Source organism: Mesorhizobium helmanticense, from assembly GCF_003034915.1.
Classification (GTDB): Bacteria; Pseudomonadota; Alphaproteobacteria; order Rhizobiales; family Rhizobiaceae; genus Mesorhizobium; species Mesorhizobium helmanticense.
Genome location: NZ_PZJX01000033.1, coordinates 1 through 18,774 on the forward strand (window position 1 = coordinate 1; position 18,774 = coordinate 18,774).

Here is an 18,774-nt window from a genome sequence, read left to right on the forward strand (position 1 = left end):
TACCGACCTTGCTTCTTCCAGATTCCACCGATGTCGGTGTGCTTGACCATGTCGTCATCGCCTGGGACGGCAGCCGCATGGCGTCAGGGATTTCGTGCTTGGCGGCGCAACCGAGGGCGTTCTCGCGGATCCGCGGCTTCCGATCCTCCTGTCGCACTGAATAGCGTCTCGTGAGAGGCTGCCGTGACATCGGCTGACAGTCAGACAGAGACAGTTGACATGACCCAACCCGTCTCGACGGCGGATGTGTTTTCCGGCCTTTCAGAGGCCGAGGCGCAAGCTAGACTTGTTGCCGAAGGCTATAACGAACTGCCAAGGTCCAGTCGACGCACGCCGTTGCGGATTGCCTTCGAGGTCATTCGCGAGCCGATGCTGGCGCTGCTCCTTGGCGGAGGCGTTGTCTATCTGCTTCTGGGCAATCTGGAGGAAGCGCTGATCCTGCTGGCCTTTGGCACGATGTCGATCGGCATAACCATCATACAGGAGACACGCACCGAGCATGTTCTGGAGGCGCTGCGTGATCTCACCAGCCCTCGCGCCCTGGTCATCCGCGGTGGTGAACGCAAGCGCATTGCCGGTCGCGAGGTTGTTCGGGGGGATCTTATCGTGCTCGGCGAGGGTGACCGGGTGCCGGCCGATGCCATCCTTCTCCAGAGCCAGGACCTTCAGAGCGACGAATCCCTGCTTACCGGCGAATCTGTGCCGGTCCGAAAGATTGCTGCTGACAGCGCCCCGCCACTGACCGAACGCAGGCCAGGCGGTGACGACCTGCCCTTCATATTCTCGGGTTCGCTCATCGTTCGCGGTTCAGGCATGGGCGAAGTCCTGGCGACGGGGCCGCGAAGTGAAATCGGCAAGATCGGCCACTCGCTGCGTTCAATGGAGACGGAACCGCCGCGATTGCAGGTACAAATGCGGCGCGTCGTACGCACGTTTGCAATGGTCGGCGGCGCGGTCAGCGTCGTTGCGGTCCTGCTTTACGGGCTTCTGCGAGGCGGATGGCTTGACGCCGTGCTCGCGGGCATCACGCTTGGCATGTCCATGCTGCCGGAAGAGTTTCCCGTCGTGCTGACGATCTTCATGGCCATGGGGGCGTGGCGCATATCACAGGCGCGCGTCCTGACCCGCAGGGCCGCGGCAATCGAAACCCTCGGCTCGGCGACCATCCTTTGCACCGACAAAACAGGCACGCTCACCGAGAACCGGATGACGATTGCCGAACTTCGGACGGCTGATGGAAAGTCGTTTCGGACGGCGGACAAGCCGGACACCGTTCTGCCCGCGGCATTCGCCGATCTGGCCGAGACGGGTGTGCTTGCCAGCGCCGAGATACCTTTCGATCCCATGGAGATCGCATTCCACAAGCTCGGCAAGGAACGGCTGTCCAAACACGACATTGTGGGCAATCCGGATTGGGGACTGGTCCACGCATATCCGCTTCGACCCGGACTGCTGGCGATGTCGAATGTCTGGCGGTCGACAAGAGGCCGGGGCAATTCGCTGGTTGCGGCAAAGGGCGCCCCCGAGGCGATCGGGGCGCTATGCCATCTGAACGCAAAGGAGTTCAAGGCACTGAAAGGCTCGATCGAAGCCATGGCGACCGAGGGGCTGCGCGTGCTCGGCGTGGCCCACGCGTCGCATCGCGGCACCGACTTGCCGGAGACGCAACACGATTTCGAGTTTGAATTTCTCGGGTTGGTCGGCCTGACGGATCCACTGCGCGCGAGTGTTCCCGAAGCCGTGAGCGACTGCCGTTCCGCCGGCATCCGGGTGATGATGATCACCGGCGACTACCCCGCAACCGCCAAAATGATCGCGCGCCTGGCCGGCCTTGATGCCGAAAGCGTCGTGACCGGCATCGAGATGCAGGCGCTCAGCGATGACGAACTGGCACTGCGCTTGAAGAGCGCAACCGTGTTCGCGCGCACCCTGCCCGAACAGAAACTTCGCATAGTCAACGCGCTGAAATCGAGCGGCGAAATCGTCGCCATGACTGGCGACGGGGTCAATGACGCGCCGTCGCTCAAGGCAGCCAACATCGGGATTGCAATGGGTGGCCGTGGCACCGACGTCGCACGCGAGGCGTCGTCGATCGTCCTCCTCGACGACGATTTCAGTTCAATCGTCAAAGCCGTTCGGCTTGGCCGCCGCATCTTCGATAATCTGCGCAAGGCCATGGGGTTCATCTTCGCGGTCCACGTGCCGATCGCGGGTCTCTCGCTGCTGCCGTTGCTGTTTGGCCTGCCGATCCTGTTCGGGCCGATACATATAGCCTTTCTGGAGATGGTGATCGATCCCGTGTGCTCGCTGGTCTTCGAGGCTGAAAGCGAAGAAGACGATGTCATGCGCCGTCCGCCTCGCAAAAAGGACTCGCCACTATTCTCCGGAGCGTTGGTCGGGTGGGGGCTGATCCAGGGAACGCTCGCCTTCGCTGTTCTCGCCGGCATCTACCTTGTCGCCCTGAGACAGGGCATGGTCGAGAACGAAATCCGGGCCCTGACGTTTTTCTCGCTGGTGCTGACAATCGTGGGACTGATTTTTGTCAACCGCTCCTTCAGCGCATCGCTTCTGACCGCGCTCATCAGGCCGAACCGGTCGCTGATGATTGTTGTCGTGGCTGTCGCTTTGATGCTGGGCGGGACGCTTCTGTGGCCGTTTGCCACCAGTCTTTTCCGCTTCGGACCGCTGCATCTCAATGATCTGGCAGTAGCGCTGACCGCGGGATCTGCCGTGCTGGCATGCTTGGAGTTGCTGAAGCCATTCTGGCGGGAAAGGCTGAAGGCCTAGCCGCAAATTCAATGAGCCGGTCCACGACCGGTCGTCGGTTGGAAAAGAGTTGGTTGTCAACAAAGGTTGGAAACGTGAAGGATACTCCCGAACGAACCGTTTCGGTGTTGGCACAATGAAGACTGACAATCCACGATTTCGTGGAAGCCACCTGGGCACGCTTGCGCTAGCCGCCGCCGCGATCGTTGGGATTGTCGTCTGCGTGCTTCTGGCCGAGCCGTTTTTGGGCGCGATCACATGGGCGTTGGCCCTGGCAATCCTCTTTGCTCCGTTCCATGCCTGGATCGAGACGAAGTTTAAGCATCCCAACCTTGCCGCGATGATTTCGGTCTTGGCGATAGTGCTTCTCGTTGTTGTCCCGGCAGCTTTGCTGGTAGGGCGCCTGGTCGAGGAAGCTGCTTCTGGGGCAGCCTCCGTCCGGGCCCGGGTGGCTGATGGAGAGCTCCAGCGTCTCCTGGACGCCCATCCCGGCATCGCACCTATTGGAAAGTGGATAAACCAACAGATCGATCTGCCCGCGATGATGGCGAGTGTCGCAACATGGTTGAGCAACGCCGGTGCGACGTTCGTCAAGGGCTCTGTGTTGCAGGTGGCAGAAGTCCTGCTGACCTTCTACATGCTGTTCTATTTCCTGCGTGATCGGAACGCAGTCGCGCGCCTGTTCCGCGACTGGCTGCCGCTGGACAGCGCAGACACCGAGCGGCTGTTTCAGCGAGTGTTCAATACCGTCCATGCCACGGTATACGGGACGCTCGCCGTGGCAGCAGTTCAGGGTTCCTTGGGCGGGCTGATGTTCTGGATCCTCGGGTTGCCGACGCCCCTTTTTTGGGGCGTGGTGATGAGCCTGCTTTCCGTCGTGCCAGTGTTGGGTTCGTTCGTCGTGTGGATACCGGCGGCAATCCTCCTCTTGCTTGATGGCGATTGGGGCAAGGCTCTTATCCTCGCGGCGTGGGGCGGCATCGTCGTAGGCGGGATCGACAACGTCCTTCGTCCGATGTTGGTCGGAAACCAGCTGAGGCTTCACACGATTCCCGCTTTCATATCGATGATAGGTGGGCTCGCCCTGTTCGGGGCTCCAGGATTCATACTGGGACCCTTGGCTGTCACGGTGACGATGCTGCTCGTCGAGGTATGGGCTGCACGCGATAAAATCAGCGGCCGCAAGCGACCGGACTGATCTCTTGCCGAAATGTCCGGCGGACGACAGTACGGGGTAAACGCGCGGTCGGATCCGAGCGCTGGGCTCGCCCGCAGCTTACACCGCGGTGCCGACCAGCGCGCCGATGCCGGCGGTGAGCGCCATGGCAAAAGCGCCCCAGAAGGTGACGCGCAGCGTTGCGCGAAGAATGTTGGCGCCGCCCGCGCTGGCGCCGATGCCGCCCAGCAGAGCGAGGAAAAGCAGGGACGCCACCGAAACCGCCAGCACCAACATGGAGGCCGGCGACACCAGCACCATCAGCAGCGGCATCGCCGCGCCCACGCTGAAGGTCGCCGCCGAGGTCAGCGCCGCCTGGATCGGCCGCGCCGTGGTCATTTCGGAAATGCCGAGTTCGTCATGGGCGTGCGCGGCCAGCGCATCCCTGGCCATGAGCTGATCGGCGACCTGGCGCGCCAGGCCCGTCTCCAGCCCGCGCTTGACGTAGATCTGCGCCAGTTCCTCGCGCTCGAATTCCGGCTGGGTCCTGAGTTCCTCGCGTTCGCGGGCGAGGTCGGCATTCTCGGTGTCCGACTGGGAGCTGACCGAGACATATTCGCCGGCCGCCATCGACATGGCGCCCGCCACCAACCCGGCTATGCCGGCGACCAGGACCTGCGAAGTCGGCGCGGCGGCCGACGCCACGCCGACGATCAGGCTCGCGGTCGAGACGATCCCGTCATTGGCCCCCAGCACGGCGGCGCGCAGCCAGCCGATCCGCGACACCAGGTGACTTTCGACATGCAGGCGGCTCATGCTTTTCTCCGGATCGTGCCTTCGAGTTTCGTGGCGGCGGCGACTGTATTGGAAATCGTGCCGTACTTGCGGACGTTCTTGTGCAGCAGCTCCAGCCGCTGGTCGGTTTCATCGGTGTCGACGACAAGCTCATAGTCGATGGAAGCAATCCCCAGCGGGCTGTCGCGTCGAACCGCATGCAATGCGACCTTGACGCCGCGCAGCTTGAAACCGAGCATCGGCGTGACGCGCTCGATGCCCTTGATCATGCAGGCGGCGATGGCCGCCAGAAGCAGTTCGGCTGGATTGAAGGCATCGGGTCGGCCCTCGAGACAGGTGTCGAGAACGAGCGCGGCGTTCTTGGTCGTTGCCACGCTGCCTCGTGCATCGGTCCGTCTGGCTTCAACGCTGTATTCGAACATGATGCACCTGTTCCCCCGATGCTTACGTGGTAGGCGACGTTTCCGCGTTTCTAGCCTTTGTCGGGGAACCAGGTATTGATCCAGGTCAGAACCCGATCGGCATCTCGATTGTGATTTCGCCGGAAACCTAGCGGCGATCCAGAATATCTAGCGAGGCCGCGTTTACTGGAGCTTGACCTCGCTCCCCTCGGCAAGGCTAGCAGGTGGATAGACGACGACGATCTCGCCAGGGCGCACGCCCTGCGCCACAGCTGCAACGCGTGCTGAAAGCCGCGCAACCTCAATCTCTCGGAGATGAACGCGGCCTGCCTCGACAACGAAGACGCTCCAGGCATCGCCGCGCCGGAACAGGGCTCCGATCGGCACGACGATTGCCTGGTCGTTCTCGTCGACCACGATCTTGACCTCGACGCGGTAGCCATCCCCCAAGCTGGCCCACGTCTCTCGTGGCGAGGTTATGTCGACGATGACCCAGACGCGCTGCTCCTCAACGCCGAGCGCGGAGACTTTGGTGAAGCCGGAGGGCTCGACGCGCCGCACGGCCCCATGCAAATCCGTGGGGCCGCCCCAGCGCTCGATGATCACCTTGTCGCCCTCCCTTATTCTGGCGGCATCGGTCGTCAAAACGTCGACGGCAATTTCGAGATCGCCAGGATCACCCAACTCGAGCAGTGGGGCTGCCTGCGCGACAATGGTCTCGCTCTCCTGCATGACCCTGAGAACGCGGCCGTCGATGGGGGAGGATACCGGGAAGCTCTCGCTGACCTCGGGATTGTCGGCGGAGTTCAGTGCCGCGCGCGCCTGTTCCAGCAGATGCGTCGCCGCGTGCCAGCGCCGCTCGGCGGCATCGGTTTGTCGCTCCGTGGAACGGAACAGGAATTCCTCACGCTCCAGTTGAGCCGCTGCCGACACGTTCCGCTTGACGAGTTCTCTCGTGCGTTCGAGATCCGCACTGGCTTGAGCCAGCAGCACCTTGGCCTGCTCGTGAAGCGATGCCGTCTCCTCGACTGCCGCCTCGGCGGCACCGACCTGAGCCTCGAGTTCCAGCCGCACGCGGGGGTCGAGAAGCGGCGAAACTGGCGGGGTAATGGTCGCCAGTTTCTGTCCCGTCCGCACGGTATCGCCGGCCTTGAGTGTCAACCTCTGGATACGCCCGGACAAAGGCGCCGACACCAGATAGCGATCGCGCACGCGCGTGCGGCCGTCCTCTTCAACCGTGTCCTGGAAGCGCGAGGTCACCACCTCGGCGGTTTCGACAAGGATCGGTTGCGGCATCAGGAGCCAGTAGAAGCCCAGTGCCGCAAGCGCCAGCACCAGTGCGCCGACGATCGAAGTTGTTCGACGCTTCATGCTCAGTCCCTCGTCTTCAGGACGGCCACGAGATCGAGCTTTTCGATCCTGCGGCGGATTGTGATGAAACTGGCAATGGCCGCGCCGATGACCAGGAGCGCGGCGATGGCATAACTGCTCCGATCGATCACAGCGGGGATCTGAAACGACTCGCTCGCACGCGCCGACGCGATCAATTCAATCAGGTACCGTCCGATCAGGAGCCCGGCGGGAATAGCCACAATCAGCTCCACGACAAGCTCGCTGATAATGACAGCAGATACCTCACGCCGCGTCAGCCCGATTATGCGCAGGCTGGCCAATTCCCAGGCGCGCTCCTGCAAGGCGATGCGCGCACTGTTGTAGACCACGCCTATGGCGATCAGCATTCCAAACCCCGAGAGGACCAGCGCGCCGATAACCACCATTCCGCCGATCGTTTCGTTGAACAACGCAAACCATAGAGCCTTGACCGAGCTTCCCTCGATCTTCGGCATTGACCTTATCCTGGACCAGAGCAGTTCAGATTGACCCGGATCGAACCTGAAAGTCGCGACATTCGCAACGGGCCCCTCCCGCATCAGGCGATTGAGTGCGGTGCGCTGCAACGTCACGGACGCCCCCAAAATATCGTCCGAGATCCTGCGGACGGTGACTTCTCTCACGGTTCGGCTGCCTTCGAGCACCTCGATCGTGACACTGTCACCGGCCTTGAGATCGAGCTGCCTCGCGATCGTCCGGCTGAGCATGATGCCATCGGAGGGGACGGCAATCGGCCGTAGCGCGCTGTCTCTCAGCACCTTGAGCTCGGAGGCGGAATCCAAACCAGTCGCCGAGGTGCGATAGGCGCGATGCCCTGCTCGCAATGTGATCGGCACGACACGCTGGACTTCAGCTTCAAGCACGCCAGGTATCGCCCGCAACTCGTAGAGTGCATCCGCAGAGACAGGTTCCGTGAAGGTAACAAAGGCGTCACCGCGCTCAATGCGTCCAAAACTTACATCGATCATGTAGTCGATGGCGTCGAACCAGTAGAGCCCGAACAGAATGAGCGGAATGGCCAGCGCGATTCCGACGGTCGTCAACAGCGTCCTCACGGGCCGCCCGAGGATCGTGCGCGCCGCTATAATGTACTGGAGCGGAATTCTCTGGCTTCCAATCGTCTGTAGCCAGCTGAACGTGTGCAACGCGGGTGGCGTCTCGGGACGCATGGCTTCGGCGGGAGCAAGAATGGCAATCCGGTACACCGCCGATGCCGCGGCAAGGTTCGCCGCGCCGACGCTGACAAGGGCCGCCGCAACGAGCAGCCATGGCTCCAGTTGCGCCTCCAGTGAGGGAAACCGGAAGAAAGCGCCATAGCTCCCGACAACCCCAATCGCGAACCAGCGCCCCACGACCAGACCTATCGCCGATCCCAGCAATGCGATGGCGGTGACCAGCTTGAAGTAGTGCAAGGCGATGGTACGGTTCGCAAACCCCAACGCCTTCAGCGAAGCGATCTGCCCCCGTTGTGCTTCCACCATCCTGCCGACGACGACGTTGAGCAGGAACGCCGCGATGCCGAAGAAGACTGACGGCATGACGATGCTCAGCGTCTCCTGTTCCGCCAGTTCATCCTTGAGAAAGCGGTGCGACGGCTGATCGCTCCGGCCATAGGCTCCGGTGCCGCCGTATGGCGCCAGCAAACGATCGACCTCTTCCAGGACATGTTGCGGTCTTGCGCCGGGCGCCAGGGTCATCAGCGCGTCGTTGAACGCGCCTTTCATATCGAATGCGCCCGCCATTGCATCCTCGCTTGCCCACACCACCACGAAATTCCGATCGTCCGGAAGCGGTACCGCGGCGCGGGTGGCAAAGATGAATTCGGGTGACAGGGCGGTGCCCACGACACGGAAGCCCTGCAGCCGGCCATTGAGCACCACCTCAATGGTTTCACCGCTCCGCACGGCGCGTGCCTCGGCATACGCCGCGTTGATGATGACTTCTTCCGGTCGCAGCGGATCGGGCCAGCGTCCCTGCACGAGATGCAGGCGGTTGAGCAACGGCTGACCCGCTGCCGGGAGCGAGATGACCCGCCCCGAGATCGGGAGATTGGTGTCCTCGCGGATCACGCGCACTGGCTCGGCGACGCGCGGCTCCACAATGCCGATGCCGTCGATTTCGCGTAGCCGGTCGACAACCGAGAGCGGCGCGCGCGTCATGCCCACAAAGATGTCGGCGAAACGTTCGTTGCGGTAGTGCGCCTCCATGGCGCCGATCAGCGCCTGGTAGTTCGACACCGACATCACGAAGACGGCCACGCCGGCCGCGACGAGCAGCGCGATGCTAAGGACCTGAAGCCGCATCGACCAGAGGTCGCGCGCCACCTTGATGTCCAGGACGTTCACCATGTCACATCCTCGGCCCGGATGCGCCGCGGATTCGGTTCTTCCTTGACGATGCGCCCGCCGCTCAGCCGCAACACGCGATGAGCCATCCCCGCGATTGCCGAGTTGTGAGTGATCACCGCGGTCGTTGTGTTCAGTTCCGCGTTGACCTTGGCGATTGCCGCCAGAACCAGCCTGCCGGTGTCGACGTCGAGCGCGCCGGTCGGCTCGTCGCAGAGCAAGATATCCGGCCGTTTCACGATTGCGCGCGCCACCGCGACGCGCTGCTGTTCTCCACCGGACAGTTGTGAAGGAAAGTGACCGGCGCGGTGTGACAGTCCGACGAGTTCGAGCGCTTCGGCTGGTGTCATCGGATTGCTGGCGATTTGCGCGACCAGCCGCACGTTCTCCTCGACAGTGAGGCTCGGTATCAGGTTGTAGAATTGAAACACGAAGCCGACATGCTCGCGCCGGTATGTCGTGAGCTGCTCGTCGCTGGCTCCGGTCAGCTCGTGATCTCGCCACCTCGCCGTGCCTGACGTTGGAGCGTCCAACCCGCCGAGGATATTGAGCAGGGTCGATTTGCCCGAACCGGAGGGACCAAGAAGTACGATGAATTCGCCTTGTCGGATATCGAGGTCGACATCCTTCAGCGCCACGACACGTGAATCGCCCGAGCCATAGACCTTGGTCAGTCCTCGGGCCACGAACACCGGGGCCTGAGGTTGCATTGCTGAACTCTCCACGTCTCGTCCCTGGACTGGCATGCGGACTCCGGTTCCGGCCCACGCCGGAAGGTCCTACAGCCTGGGCGGCTTGATCACCTTGACTCTTATCAAGTTCGGAACTGTGGTGAGCAAACCGCAGCACCCTTCGGCCAAAAGCCCGGACATCCGGTTTTTTCCAGTATCGTTTGACCGAATGGGGGAGACCGCGCCGTCACGCCGAAAATCGTGCCGGCCATCAATACCGCGCCGCCTCCGGACGCCGTTGTGGCCGCGCCGACGACGAGGCTGGCGGTCGAGACGATCCCGCCCGAGTGGGGCCGGCCCGGCACCGTGCTCGCGGATCTAGCGACTTTGGCCGCGCGTCGCGCATCGCAAATCGAAGCAAGGACAGCGGGCGCTGTCGAACAGCGCAACCGCACTGGATCATGGTCGAGCAGGTGTTGTTCGTGCTCCGCTCAGCGCACGGAAATTTCGCGCCAATGTTCGAGCTGCAATTGACTCAAGTCATGGCGGCGAAGACCTGCGCGTCGCAAGGAGCTTTCAGATTTCCGAGAAAGGACGACAGATGTCACTCGCCAACCTTCGGCGCTTCTGGGGCTTCTGGGGCCTTTTCACCCTTCTCTGGCTCGCGTTGAACCGCGACATCTTCTTCATTCAGAACGTCTTTGCCCTGCGCCAGTCCATGATGCAGTTCAGCGGCGTGCTGGCAATTGCCGCCATGAGCGTGGCGATGATCCTGTCGCTGAGACCGCGCTGGCCTGAGATCAGATTGGGCGGCCTCGACAAGATGTACCGGCTGCACAAATGGCTGGGCATCGGGGCGCTCGGGCTCGCGGTGCTTCATTGGCTCTGGTCCGAGGTCCCCAAATGGGCAGTCGGCCTAGGGCTTCTCGGGCGCCCTGAGCGCGGGGCGCGCCCGGAAATCACCGATCCGATCCAGCAGTTCCTGCTCGGCTTCCGCGGCGCGGCGGAGGGATTGGGGCAATGGGCCTTTTACGGTATGGTCATCCTGTTGCTGATCGCACTGATCAAGCTGATTCCATACCATATCTTCCGCTACAGCCACCGGCTCATGCCCATTGCCTATCTCGTGCTGGTATTCCACGCTGTCATTCTGTTGGACTACGGCATGTGGATCACGCCGCTCGGGCCAGTCCTGGCGGCTCTGATGATCGGCGGCAGCTATTCGGCGCTCGTCTCGCTTTTTGGGCGGATCGGCGTCGGGCGACGCGTGGCCGGCGAGATTGCCGAAATGCGCCACTACCCGGGCGTCCACTCGCTCGAGATGGTGGTGAAGCTGGGTCCCGGTTGGGCGGGCCACGAGGCCGGGCAGTTCGCCTTTGCCACTACCAATCCGTTCGAGGGGGCGCATCCCTACACCATCGCTTCGGCTTGGAACCCTTCAGATCCCAAGGTCACTTTCATTTCCAAGGAGCTCGGTGATCACACAACCGGCCTCGTGGATAGGCTCAAGGTGGGTCAGAAGGTGACGGTCGAAGGCCCATATGGTTGCTTCACCTTTGATGACGGCTTGCCGCATCAAATTTGGGTCGGCGCTGGTATCGGCATCACCCCCTTCGTTGCGCGCCTGAAGCAGATGGCCAGCCTTCAACCCAAGGGCGGGCGTCCTGAGATCGACCTCTTCCACACCACGCGAGAAGTGGACGAGAGGGCACTGGAACGCCTGGCCGGGGACGCCCGCGCCGCCAATGTCCGCCTGCACCTGCTGATCGACGCCCGTCACGGCACGCTCACCGGTGAACGCATCCGTGAGACAGTTCCCGGCTGGCGCGAGGCAAGCGTTTGGTTCTGTGGCCCAAGCAGGTTCGGCACCGCGCTACAGGCAGACTTCGCCGCCCATGGAATGCCGATCGAAGATCGATTCCACCGGGAGCTCTTCGAGCTGCGTTGAATAAGGGGACAGGAGCCGCGTAGCGGCATGGGCAGTCGCTGACGCGCGGCTGTTTCTGGAACGCGTGGCCAGTACCGATCCATCGCGGAGCAGTCATTTCGATGATCTTTGCTGCTGGCTGAATCTAATGCTGCAGCGTCTCGATGTAACCTGCCAGATTGTGAATGCGTTCCGTGGTCACCACCTCGCCGCCGGTCGGGCCGTAGGTTTTTGCGTCGTCCTCAAGAAACTGGTAGCCCCAGACAGGCATCTCGCGATTGCCATGGCTTGGTATGGCGTAGCGACCGTCGATAGTCGCGAAGACCCTCGAATAGGGAAATGTCCCGCCATTACGTTCGGCAAGATGCGTCAGGTCGGCCGGCCGCTTGATCAGCAGGTCGCGCAAGGGGCCGTCGCCCTTGCCGTCAACCCCGTGACAGACCGCGCAGGAGTTCAGGTATTCCGCCTCGCCATAGGACATTTCCTGCGCGACGGCTGCATTGAAGGTCAAGCTCGCGCATGCCGCCATTCTCAAGAGTTTCATATACGCCCCAATCAGCTGCTATTGGCGATAGTCTAAGCCATCGTGCGGACCGGTATGTTGATCGGGGTCAATCCCTGCTTTGACGCAGCGCAATGTCGTTGCGTTCGGACTCGCTATTGTTTCTTCGCGAACGTTCACTCAAACGCGGGAGTGGCTGCCATGTCATTCAAGACAATACTCACGGTCACGGGGCCAGGCATGAGCGACGGCGATGTCAAACTCGTCGCTGGCCTTTGCGAGGAGGCCAGCGCGCACCTTGCCGTTCTCGTAGTGGTGCTCGCGGCACCGCCGCCGGTCGGAGAATATGCCGCAGTTATTTCAGAAGACTGGCTGAAGGAGCGGCAGGCAGAGGAAAAGCTCTTGAAGAAGACAACAGCTGCCATGACGGCTTTGCTCGCGGGCCGGGGGCTTTCCGCGGATATCGACAGCGAATATCCGGAAGCCGGCTGGGCCGACGAGACAATCGGTCGCCGCGCCCTTTATGCCGATATCACCGTTCTCGGGCCGGAACTGCTGGCAGGCGCAACGTTGAAAAACAAGGCGATCGAAGGCGTGCTGTTCTCCTCCGGCAAGCCGCTTCTGCTGGTTCCCCAAGGTTCGCGGCCGACGCTGAAGCCGAAGCGGGTGCTGGTCGCCTGGGATTCGCGGCTTGAGGCATCGCGCGCCGTACGGGAATCAATCGATATGCTGATCAGTGCCGACGGAGTGCATCTTGTCCTGGTCGATCCCGTGGAGGGCGAAAACCGTCACGGGGCGGAACCGGGAGCCTATGTTGCTGCCTATCTCGCTCGACATGGCGTGAAGGTCACGGTCGACCGGCTGCCGAGTGCGACCCATTCCGTTGCCGACGTGCTTCGCCAGCATGCCGTCGACATTGCTGCCGACCTAATGGTGATGGGAGCCTACGGTCATTCGCGGTTGCGCGAACGCATCTTCGGCGGCGTCACCAGATCGATGCTTGAAGGGCCCTCACTGCCGACCCTGGTCGCGCGATGAAGCACGAGAATTCAACGGCCGGCGCTTATAACCGCAGAGATTGTAACTTGAAGGCAAATCATCTCATGCCGTTGCCGCGACAGTAGTTTTGGGTTGCATGCTGGCGAGACCGCGTCGGCTATTTTGCTTTCGCTTCACGGCCAGACAAGTGCTCGATCGAAATCCGGTAGAACACATGCGTCGAGTGTTCCGCAAGCGGAGGTGTTCCCGGCTTAAGGGCCCCAGGTTCCCACCAGTCGACATGCTTGCTCAGGATTGACCAGGCGTGCTCCCGTTCGGGCATGTGGTCTATCCGGTCCAGCAATTCCTCGTATCGACCATCAATTACGACGCTTTTCCATTCTTGCCCTTCGCCGCGCGTATGGACTAGCACGGACACCAGCGGGTTGACCCGCATCCATTCGACCTTCTTGCCGGGCATCGAGAAGGCGTAGAGATGGTGATCAGCGTAGGCGTAGTGGATCGGTACAACGTAGGGCTGCCCGTCTTTCGTGCACCCTAGGTGCCCGAGCCGACTCGCCGCCAGCAGCTTCGTGCATTCAAGTGTAGACATGGGTTGGATGATCATCGTTCGGCTCTCCGTGCCTGTCTTGCTGTTGGGTGACAGGCGCTCCTGAATTCGGCGGCTTCGTCGTTCACATGAATGGTCTCGATTTGCCTGACACAACCAATCCGTCCGAAGACTTGCCAGTTCGTTACTTTCAAACCTCTCGAAGCTTCGCGGTCTTGCGTCGGATTATTCGTTGATCCGCATTGCGTTCCTGGCCGGCTTTGGCCAGTGCTTCCGTCACTTCTTCATCGGTAAGCTGGGGGAAGTTGCGGTAGTGGTAACCGAGGGCATGGAAGCGCGCCGGTTGACTAAGGCATACGGTCCAATCCGCCTCCTGTGCCAGTTCGGCCAACGTGTCGGGCGGCGCAACAGGGATTGCCACGACGATCTCGCGCGGCGACCGTCGCTTCAGTGCCCGGATCGCAACCTTCATGGTCGTCCCGGTCGCGACACCGTCATCGACGATGATCGCCGTCTTTCCGGTGACCGATAGAGGTCGGCGCTCGCCACGATAGACGAGCCGGCGCCGTTCCAGTTCTGGGCGCTCCTTGGCGATCAAGACGCGAAGCTCGTCATCGTCGAGTGCGTAGGCCTCGACGATCTCGCGGTTCAGCACAATGTCCGGGGGGTTGCCATCCACGATCGCCGCGACAGCCAGTTCGGGATTTCCCGGCGCGCCAACCTTGCGCACGATCACCAGATCGAGTGGCGCCTTCAGGGCTTTGGCCACCTCCACCGCGACAGGGACACCACCTCGCGGCAAGGCGAGAACGACCGGCTGATGTAAACCGAGTTTCTCCAACTCAACGCCAAGCTTTTGTCCGGCCTCCTGACGATCGCGAAACATCGGTCAATCCACCGGCCAGAGCTGACGAAGCGATTTCTTCATCGAGTTCCGGACCTGGACGATTTCGCCATGCGAGATATGACGGTCGAGGACCTTGAAAACCGCTTTGATCGCCTGGTCGATATCGACGTCAGGCTCATATCCAAAGCTGTTTCGAACACAAATCACGAAGTCACGCTTTTTCCTTTCCCACATCGCCGTGTCCGGTCTCCAGCCTTCGAAATATATGCCCCTGATGAGTGTGGGTAGTTGAGCTGAAAGGTCGGCCATCTCCTCTGGCGTCAGCCAGTCTCGCAATGTGTGCAGGACGGATTTCAAAAGCCTGTGGGCATTTTGTTCGCTCAAGCCCACATCTTGGACCAACTCGTTCACCCATTGCTGGGCCTGCTCGGCGGCATGCGTGAATCCCGTGGCTGATGTGTGGGTCATGCGATCGCTCCCTTAATCTGCCTTGGCATTCTGGCCTACGGAGCGATGTTCGCATTGAGCCGGATCAAATCGTCCTGGGGTGACCATGCCAAGCGCGTCGGCAGGCAGGCGGATCGGAATGAACTACGGTCTCTCAAAAAACCAAATCGTCTCTCTTGAATAGTAGGAACATGTTCCTACCTGTGGGCTGCCCATGTCCTCCCCTGACGTGGGTCAGCGATGGGTTGTCCTCCCTGATCCATCGTGATGCTGAGCCCGCTGCCACCTCCCTCCGGCAGCGGGCTTCCTTTTGTCGATGCATCTGATTGTGTCCGCTTGGACTCAATGACAAGGTGATCCAGACAGTCAGGCCGCAACGGAGGCTATCGGGACATCATTCCAGGCCCGAAGCCGCCGGAGCGCCCCATGCCCATGCCCATCATCGGCAGGACGATGTCGTCGGCTGCCTTCTTCTGCTCGTCGCTCAGCGTTGCGTATAGCTTTTCGACCGACGCCCTGATGGATTTCACCTGCTCAAGGCGCGCTTCGAGATGGGTCTGTTGGTAGACCAGGCGCTCGGGCAGGGGCTTCTTCAGAAACTCACCGCCCTGGAATTCCTTCATCATGGCCTGCATCAGCGCGTTGTGCGCTTCGGCTGTACTGCGGATCACGCCGGCAAGCTCGTCCCAGGATGGGGTCTGCTTGTCGGTGATCTTCAGTTCCGTCTTGAGGAAAGCGAGGCGTCCGTCAATTCGATCGAGTATCTCGTCCGAGTCAAAGCCACCCATGGGGCCGCCCATGCCCCATTGACCCATCATCATCCGGCCCATGCCCCACCGAGGCCACCAACCGGAATCATTGTCCTCCGCCCCAGCCACAACAGGAATTGCGACTACGCTCAGCATCAGCCCTGCTGCTAAAATACCGCGCACATTCAACATTGATCGCCTCCTTCACAGCAAACTGCCTAAGACCAAGGAAATCATACGGTGACGTTGGCGGCATTGACCTGTATCAACGAGACGGCATCGTCGTAGGTGCGGATTGCTCAAGGGGGGACATTCGTATCGGGAATGGTTCCAAGGCTACTGAGGTCCCGCGCACCTGAAGCACGCCTTTGGTGGAACTGACGCATATCGGCGGGATCAGGCGCGGGCGCTTTGAAAGAGATCGAACTGCGGCTACTCGATGCACCCGATTTTTGTCGCGATGCCTGTAGATCCGACTATGCTATGTTGTAAACGTACAAACAGGGAAGCCGCTGCGGCTGCTATGTGATGAGTGGATAAGCGGATCGCCCAGTTAAATATCGAGCATTTTCGACAGCGCTTGACCGAGGAACAGGATGAGGTCAAGCGGAAGACCCTGCTCGATCTGCTCGCGAAAGAGGAAGAAAAACTCAGACAAGCCAGCAGGCTAATGAGCGAAAAAAACAGGCAAAATAAATAGAAAGCGCGCCAACGCCGCTAGAGCCGGATCATTTCAGGCGGTTTTCGGACGACATCGTGCTCTATCTCTTTGATTGAGAGCCGGATTCAGATTTCAGGTCGACTTGACTTCACACTTTTCGGCATCATGCTCTAGAACTCGTTATTGGCAGGTTCCCATATTCGCCAATGGCTAGGTGAGATGCCGACCCGCTCCTTCGTGGCTGACTTAATCCAGCCTGTCAGTACACGCTTGCAGGGAAAAACGAGCGCGTGAGGGCCGTCCCTGTCCATAACGGCCAATTCCAAATCCCGATCGAAAGGGGCGGTCGATATTGGTTGCCACATGGATTCATCTTTGGATGGAATGGCAAAGGCATCCTTGACGCAAGTCAAATCCGACGATTGGTTTTCGCCTTGTGTGCAGGGCACGGGAATGTGTTCCGTACGGCGATCAGCGCTCGAGTTTACCGCCGTTGGGCCGTTACGTGCTGCAGGGTCTGCCATCTCACGATCTCACTGGTGCGCAGGCCCGGCAAGTTGCTCATGCCTTCTGCTTGGGGGCGGAGAGGCACGGGAAGTCGGTCCCGATTGTGACGCTGATGTCACCAACATCGATATGACCATCTGCCCGTGCTTATGAGATCAATGGCGCAATAAACGAAATTGCGAAATCCGGTTTGGTCCTTATGGGATTCCACCTAGAAAGCAGCAGGCATGGCTTGACATTGCCTCGTAGCCAATTGCGCGGAGTTAGCTATTTCTAACCCTCTGCTCGCTATCGACTAAGCTACTGGCGATAGGAAGTCTCTCAGCAAAGGACCCATCTGGATTTGCTCGCGTGCGATACCAATCCGGAACAGCAGCGTGTCGTCAAAGGCTTGCTGGCGTTGGAGCGGAAATAGCTCGAAATAGCTGATCGCCTGGCTCGAAATAGCCTTTCGCCTGGCGCGCGTTCATCCCCGCAGACCTGGCACCCCGCGGTGTTGCCGATCCTTGATTTGAGGTCGACCTGGCAGTGCGCGGCATGATCGAGGAAGCCTTTGCCACAGCCAAGGATGTGCTTCGGGAAAGGATCGCCGACCTGCGCGCCGGCGCCAAGCTGCTGCTCGAGAAAGAAACGTTGACGCCTGACGACTTCGCGCCGTTGCGGCGAACCGCCGAGCTGGTTCCGGCGGCGTGAAGGTGGCGCAGGCTGAGATGCTGGGCCGCTTTGAACAAACGAGGAGAGTCTCATGAAACACAAGCTTCAGCAGAAGATGGTCGACATCCTGGCGCGTTGCATGGACATGACGATAGCAACCACCCGCTCCGACGGCTCGCCACAGGCGACGGTGGTCTCGTTCGTCCATGATGGTCTGCTGCTCTATTTCGGCTGCGGAGCCGGCTCGCAGAAGGCTATGAATATCGCGCGCGACCCACGCGTTTCGGTCGCCATGACCGCACCCTATGAGGACTGGCTGGAGATCAAGGGGTTGTCGATGGCGGCGACTGCGACGGAAGTCGTTTTGCCTTCCGAACTCACAGAAATTGGCCGCTTGATGGTGCAGCGCTTCCCGCAGATTTCGGCTATCCAGCCCAGTGAGGCCGCACCAGTGAAGTTGTTCAGGGTACGCCCCAACGATCATCTCTGTACTCGACTATTCCTTGGGTTTTGGTCACACCGATCTCGTCAAGATCGGGGCCGATGATATCGCCGAAACCTTGGACAGTATGCGACACCATTGGCTTGTGGCACTTCCGCCACCTCCTGACGATCACGCCAATCGTCCAACCAGCTGACTATCTGAGCCGGCATTGAGCCGGATCAATGAGCAGGGGCGCAAAGGATGCTTTTGTTGTCGTTGCGGGCGAGAAGTCCGCTCAACAAACAGGAGACAGACCATGACGGACTTAACGTTGCGTCAGAACATCCTCGATGAGTTGGAATTCGAGCCGAGCATCGACGCTGCGCACATCGGCGTCGCCGTCGAAGACGGCATCGTCACACTGACCGGGCATGTTTCTTCCTATTGGGAAAAGACAACTGCCGAAAATGTGGTCAAGCGGGTCAAGGGCGTGAAGGGCCTCGCCGAGGAAATCGAAGTTCGGCTAGTTGGCTTGAAAGGAACCGCCGACGACGAGATCGCCAAGCGCGCGGTCGATGCGATCACCTGGAATGTCTCCATCCCGAGGGACAAGGTTCAGGTCAAGGTACAGGACGGATGGATCACGCTGACGGGGAAACTCGAATGGCAGTACCAGAAGAATGCCGCGGCCGAGGCCGTGCGCGGCCTGGCGGGCGTCGTCGGCGTTGCCAACCAGATCGACATCATTCCACGAGCCTCGGTATCCGACATCAAGAAGCGCATCGAGAATGCCCTGAAGCGCGATGCCGAAACCGAAGCACAGTCGATCCGCGTCAACGTTCTGGATGGCAAGGTTACCCTTGAAGGCAAGGTCCGGGCGTGGTCAGAGCGCCAGGCAGCGGAACGTGCCGCCTGGTCGTCACCGGGCGTCCGAACTGTGGACGATCGTATTTCCATAATCTGATGGCTCACGAGTTCGAT

General features: G+C 60.8%; 18 protein-coding genes. 8 read left to right on the forward strand and 10 right to left on the reverse strand.

Annotation, left to right across the window (positions count from 1 at the left end; genetic code table 11):
* The first annotated feature begins 219 nt into the window (after positions 1–219).
* Both C9427_RS19110 and C9427_RS19115 read left to right on the forward strand, forming a co-directional pair.
* Positions 220–2,787, forward strand: coding sequence for a cation-translocating P-type ATPase (locus C9427_RS19110; RefSeq protein ID WP_107650675.1), 2,568 nt, complete (start codon positions 220–222; stop codon positions 2,785–2,787).
* A gap of 115 nt (positions 2,788–2,902) precedes the next feature.
* Complete coding sequence (locus C9427_RS19115; protein WP_107650676.1) at positions 2,903–3,964, forward strand: AI-2E family transporter; 1,062 nt, start codon at positions 2,903–2,905, stop codon at positions 3,962–3,964.
* Positions 3,965–4,042: 78 nt separating this feature from the next.
* Here the strand turns inward: C9427_RS19115 and C9427_RS19120 are convergent, their stop codons facing one another.
* The 5 genes from C9427_RS19120 to C9427_RS19140 all read right to left on the reverse strand — a co-directional run bounded on the left by C9427_RS19120 (position 4,043) and on the right by C9427_RS19140 (position 9,565).
* Entirely contained in the window at positions 4,043–4,738 is a 696-nt protein-coding gene (locus C9427_RS19120) for a VIT1/CCC1 transporter family protein (protein WP_107650677.1), read from the reverse strand.
* Complete coding sequence (locus C9427_RS19125) at positions 4,735–5,139, reverse strand: OsmC family protein (RefSeq protein WP_107650678.1); 405 nt, start codon at positions 5,137–5,139, stop codon at positions 4,735–4,737. Before C9427_RS19125 ends, C9427_RS19120 begins: the two co-directional genes overlap by 4 nt.
* A 162-nt stretch (positions 5,140–5,301) precedes the next feature.
* The gene (locus C9427_RS19130) at positions 5,302–6,489 is read right to left on the reverse strand and encodes an efflux RND transporter periplasmic adaptor subunit (RefSeq protein WP_107650679.1); all 1,188 of its coding nucleotides are present in this window, start codon (positions 6,487–6,489) and stop codon (positions 5,302–5,304) included.
* A gap of 2 nt (positions 6,490–6,491) precedes the next feature.
* Positions 6,492–8,858, reverse strand: a complete 2,367-nt coding sequence (locus tag C9427_RS19135) for an ABC transporter permease (RefSeq protein WP_107650680.1) — start codon at positions 8,856–8,858, stop codon at positions 6,492–6,494.
* On the reverse strand, positions 8,852–9,565 hold the full coding sequence (locus C9427_RS19140; protein ID WP_107650681.1) for an ABC transporter ATP-binding protein: 714 nt from the start codon (positions 9,563–9,565) through the stop codon (positions 8,852–8,854). Before C9427_RS19140 ends, C9427_RS19135 begins: the two co-directional genes overlap by 7 nt.
* 562 nt (positions 9,566–10,127) lie before the next feature.
* Here C9427_RS19140 and C9427_RS19145 point away from each other — a divergent pair.
* Entirely contained in the window at positions 10,128–11,474 is a 1,347-nt protein-coding gene (locus C9427_RS19145; protein ID WP_245437105.1) for a ferredoxin reductase family protein, read from the forward strand.
* A 124-nt stretch (positions 11,475–11,598) separates the two neighbouring features.
* On the opposite strand, the gene C9427_RS19150 is transcribed toward C9427_RS19145, so the two are convergent.
* Positions 11,599–11,964, reverse strand: a complete 366-nt coding sequence (locus C9427_RS19150) for a c-type cytochrome (protein WP_342587254.1) — start codon at positions 11,962–11,964, stop codon at positions 11,599–11,601.
* A gap of 192 nt (positions 11,965–12,156) precedes the next feature.
* On the opposite strand from C9427_RS19150, the gene C9427_RS19155 reads away from it, so the two are divergent.
* On the forward strand, positions 12,157–12,993 hold the full coding sequence (locus C9427_RS19155; RefSeq protein ID WP_107650726.1) for a universal stress protein: 837 nt from the start codon (positions 12,157–12,159) through the stop codon (positions 12,991–12,993).
* A 118-nt stretch (positions 12,994–13,111) separates the two neighbouring features.
* On the opposite strand, the gene C9427_RS19160 is transcribed toward C9427_RS19155, so the two are convergent.
* The 4 genes from C9427_RS19160 to C9427_RS19180 form a co-directional block, all read right to left on the reverse strand.
* Positions 13,112–13,561, reverse strand: coding sequence for a pyridoxamine 5'-phosphate oxidase family protein (locus C9427_RS19160; RefSeq protein ID WP_107650683.1), 450 nt, complete (start codon positions 13,559–13,561; stop codon positions 13,112–13,114).
* A 133-nt stretch (positions 13,562–13,694) separates the two neighbouring features.
* Complete coding sequence (locus tag C9427_RS19165; RefSeq protein ID WP_107650684.1) at positions 13,695–14,390, reverse strand: phosphoribosyltransferase; 696 nt, start codon at positions 14,388–14,390, stop codon at positions 13,695–13,697.
* Between the two features lie 3 nt (positions 14,391–14,393).
* A complete protein-coding gene (locus tag C9427_RS19170; protein ID WP_107650685.1) occupies positions 14,394–14,819 on the reverse strand; it encodes a DUF2267 domain-containing protein in 426 nt (141 codons plus the stop codon).
* Positions 14,820–15,181: 362 nt separating this feature from the next.
* Positions 15,182–15,739, reverse strand: a complete 558-nt coding sequence (locus C9427_RS19180; RefSeq protein WP_245437106.1) for a Spy/CpxP family protein refolding chaperone — start codon at positions 15,737–15,739, stop codon at positions 15,182–15,184.
* Positions 15,740–16,079: 340 nt separating this feature from the next.
* Between C9427_RS19180 and C9427_RS34135 the strand changes: the two genes are divergently transcribed.
* From C9427_RS34135 to C9427_RS19200, 4 genes are all read left to right on the forward strand, one after another.
* Positions 16,080–16,247, forward strand: coding sequence for a hypothetical protein (locus C9427_RS34135; protein WP_167434405.1), 168 nt, complete (start codon positions 16,080–16,082; stop codon positions 16,245–16,247).
* Positions 16,248–17,252: 1,005 nt separating this feature from the next.
* Positions 17,253–17,408, forward strand: a complete 156-nt coding sequence (locus tag C9427_RS19190; protein WP_107650688.1) for a hypothetical protein — start codon at positions 17,253–17,255, stop codon at positions 17,406–17,408.
* 52 nt (positions 17,409–17,460) lie between these two features.
* The gene (locus tag C9427_RS19195) at positions 17,461–17,916 is read left to right on the forward strand and encodes a pyridoxamine 5'-phosphate oxidase family protein (RefSeq protein ID WP_208636382.1); all 456 of its coding nucleotides are present in this window, start codon (positions 17,461–17,463) and stop codon (positions 17,914–17,916) included.
* A gap of 193 nt (positions 17,917–18,109) precedes the next feature.
* Complete coding sequence (locus C9427_RS19200) at positions 18,110–18,757, forward strand: BON domain-containing protein (protein WP_097574219.1); 648 nt, start codon at positions 18,110–18,112, stop codon at positions 18,755–18,757.
* Positions 18,758–18,774: the final 17 nt, after the last annotated feature.

Coding starts and splice junctions, on each gene's coding strand:
- C9427_RS19110 (WP_107650675.1), top strand. CDS start 220: ATGACCCAACCCGTCTCGACGGCGGATGTGTTTTCCGGCCTTTCAGAG.
- C9427_RS19115 (WP_107650676.1), top strand. CDS start 2,903: ATGAAGACTGACAATCCACGATTTCGTGGAAGCCACCTGGGCACGCTT.
- C9427_RS19120 (WP_107650677.1), bottom strand. CDS start 4,738: ATGAGCCGCCTGCATGTCGAAAGTCACCTGGTGTCGCGGATCGGCTGG.
- C9427_RS19125 (WP_107650678.1), bottom strand. CDS start 5,139: ATGTTCGAATACAGCGTTGAAGCCAGACGGACCGATGCACGAGGCAGC.
- C9427_RS19130 (WP_107650679.1), bottom strand. CDS start 6,489: ATGAAGCGTCGAACAACTTCGATCGTCGGCGCACTGGTGCTGGCGCTT.
- C9427_RS19135 (WP_107650680.1), bottom strand. CDS start 8,858: ATGGTGAACGTCCTGGACATCAAGGTGGCGCGCGACCTCTGGTCGATG.
- C9427_RS19140 (WP_107650681.1), bottom strand. CDS start 9,565: ATGCAACCTCAGGCCCCGGTGTTCGTGGCCCGAGGACTGACCAAGGTC.
- C9427_RS19145 (WP_245437105.1), top strand. CDS start 10,128: ATGTCACTCGCCAACCTTCGGCGCTTCTGGGGCTTCTGGGGCCTTTTC.
- C9427_RS19155 (WP_107650726.1), top strand. CDS start 12,157: ATGTCATTCAAGACAATACTCACGGTCACGGGGCCAGGCATGAGCGAC.
- C9427_RS19160 (WP_107650683.1), bottom strand. CDS start 13,561: ATGATCATCCAACCCATGTCTACACTTGAATGCACGAAGCTGCTGGCG.
- C9427_RS19165 (WP_107650684.1), bottom strand. CDS start 14,390: ATGTTTCGCGATCGTCAGGAGGCCGGACAAAAGCTTGGCGTTGAGTTG.
- C9427_RS19170 (WP_107650685.1), bottom strand. CDS start 14,819: ATGACCCACACATCAGCCACGGGATTCACGCATGCCGCCGAGCAGGCC.
- C9427_RS19180 (WP_245437106.1), bottom strand. CDS start 15,739: ATGTTGAATGTGCGCGGTATTTTAGCAGCAGGGCTGATGCTGAGCGTA.
- C9427_RS19190 (WP_107650688.1), top strand. CDS start 17,253: ATGATCGAGGAAGCCTTTGCCACAGCCAAGGATGTGCTTCGGGAAAGG.
- C9427_RS19195 (WP_208636382.1), top strand. CDS start 17,461: ATGAAACACAAGCTTCAGCAGAAGATGGTCGACATCCTGGCGCGTTGC.
- C9427_RS19200 (WP_097574219.1), top strand. CDS start 18,110: ATGACGGACTTAACGTTGCGTCAGAACATCCTCGATGAGTTGGAATTC.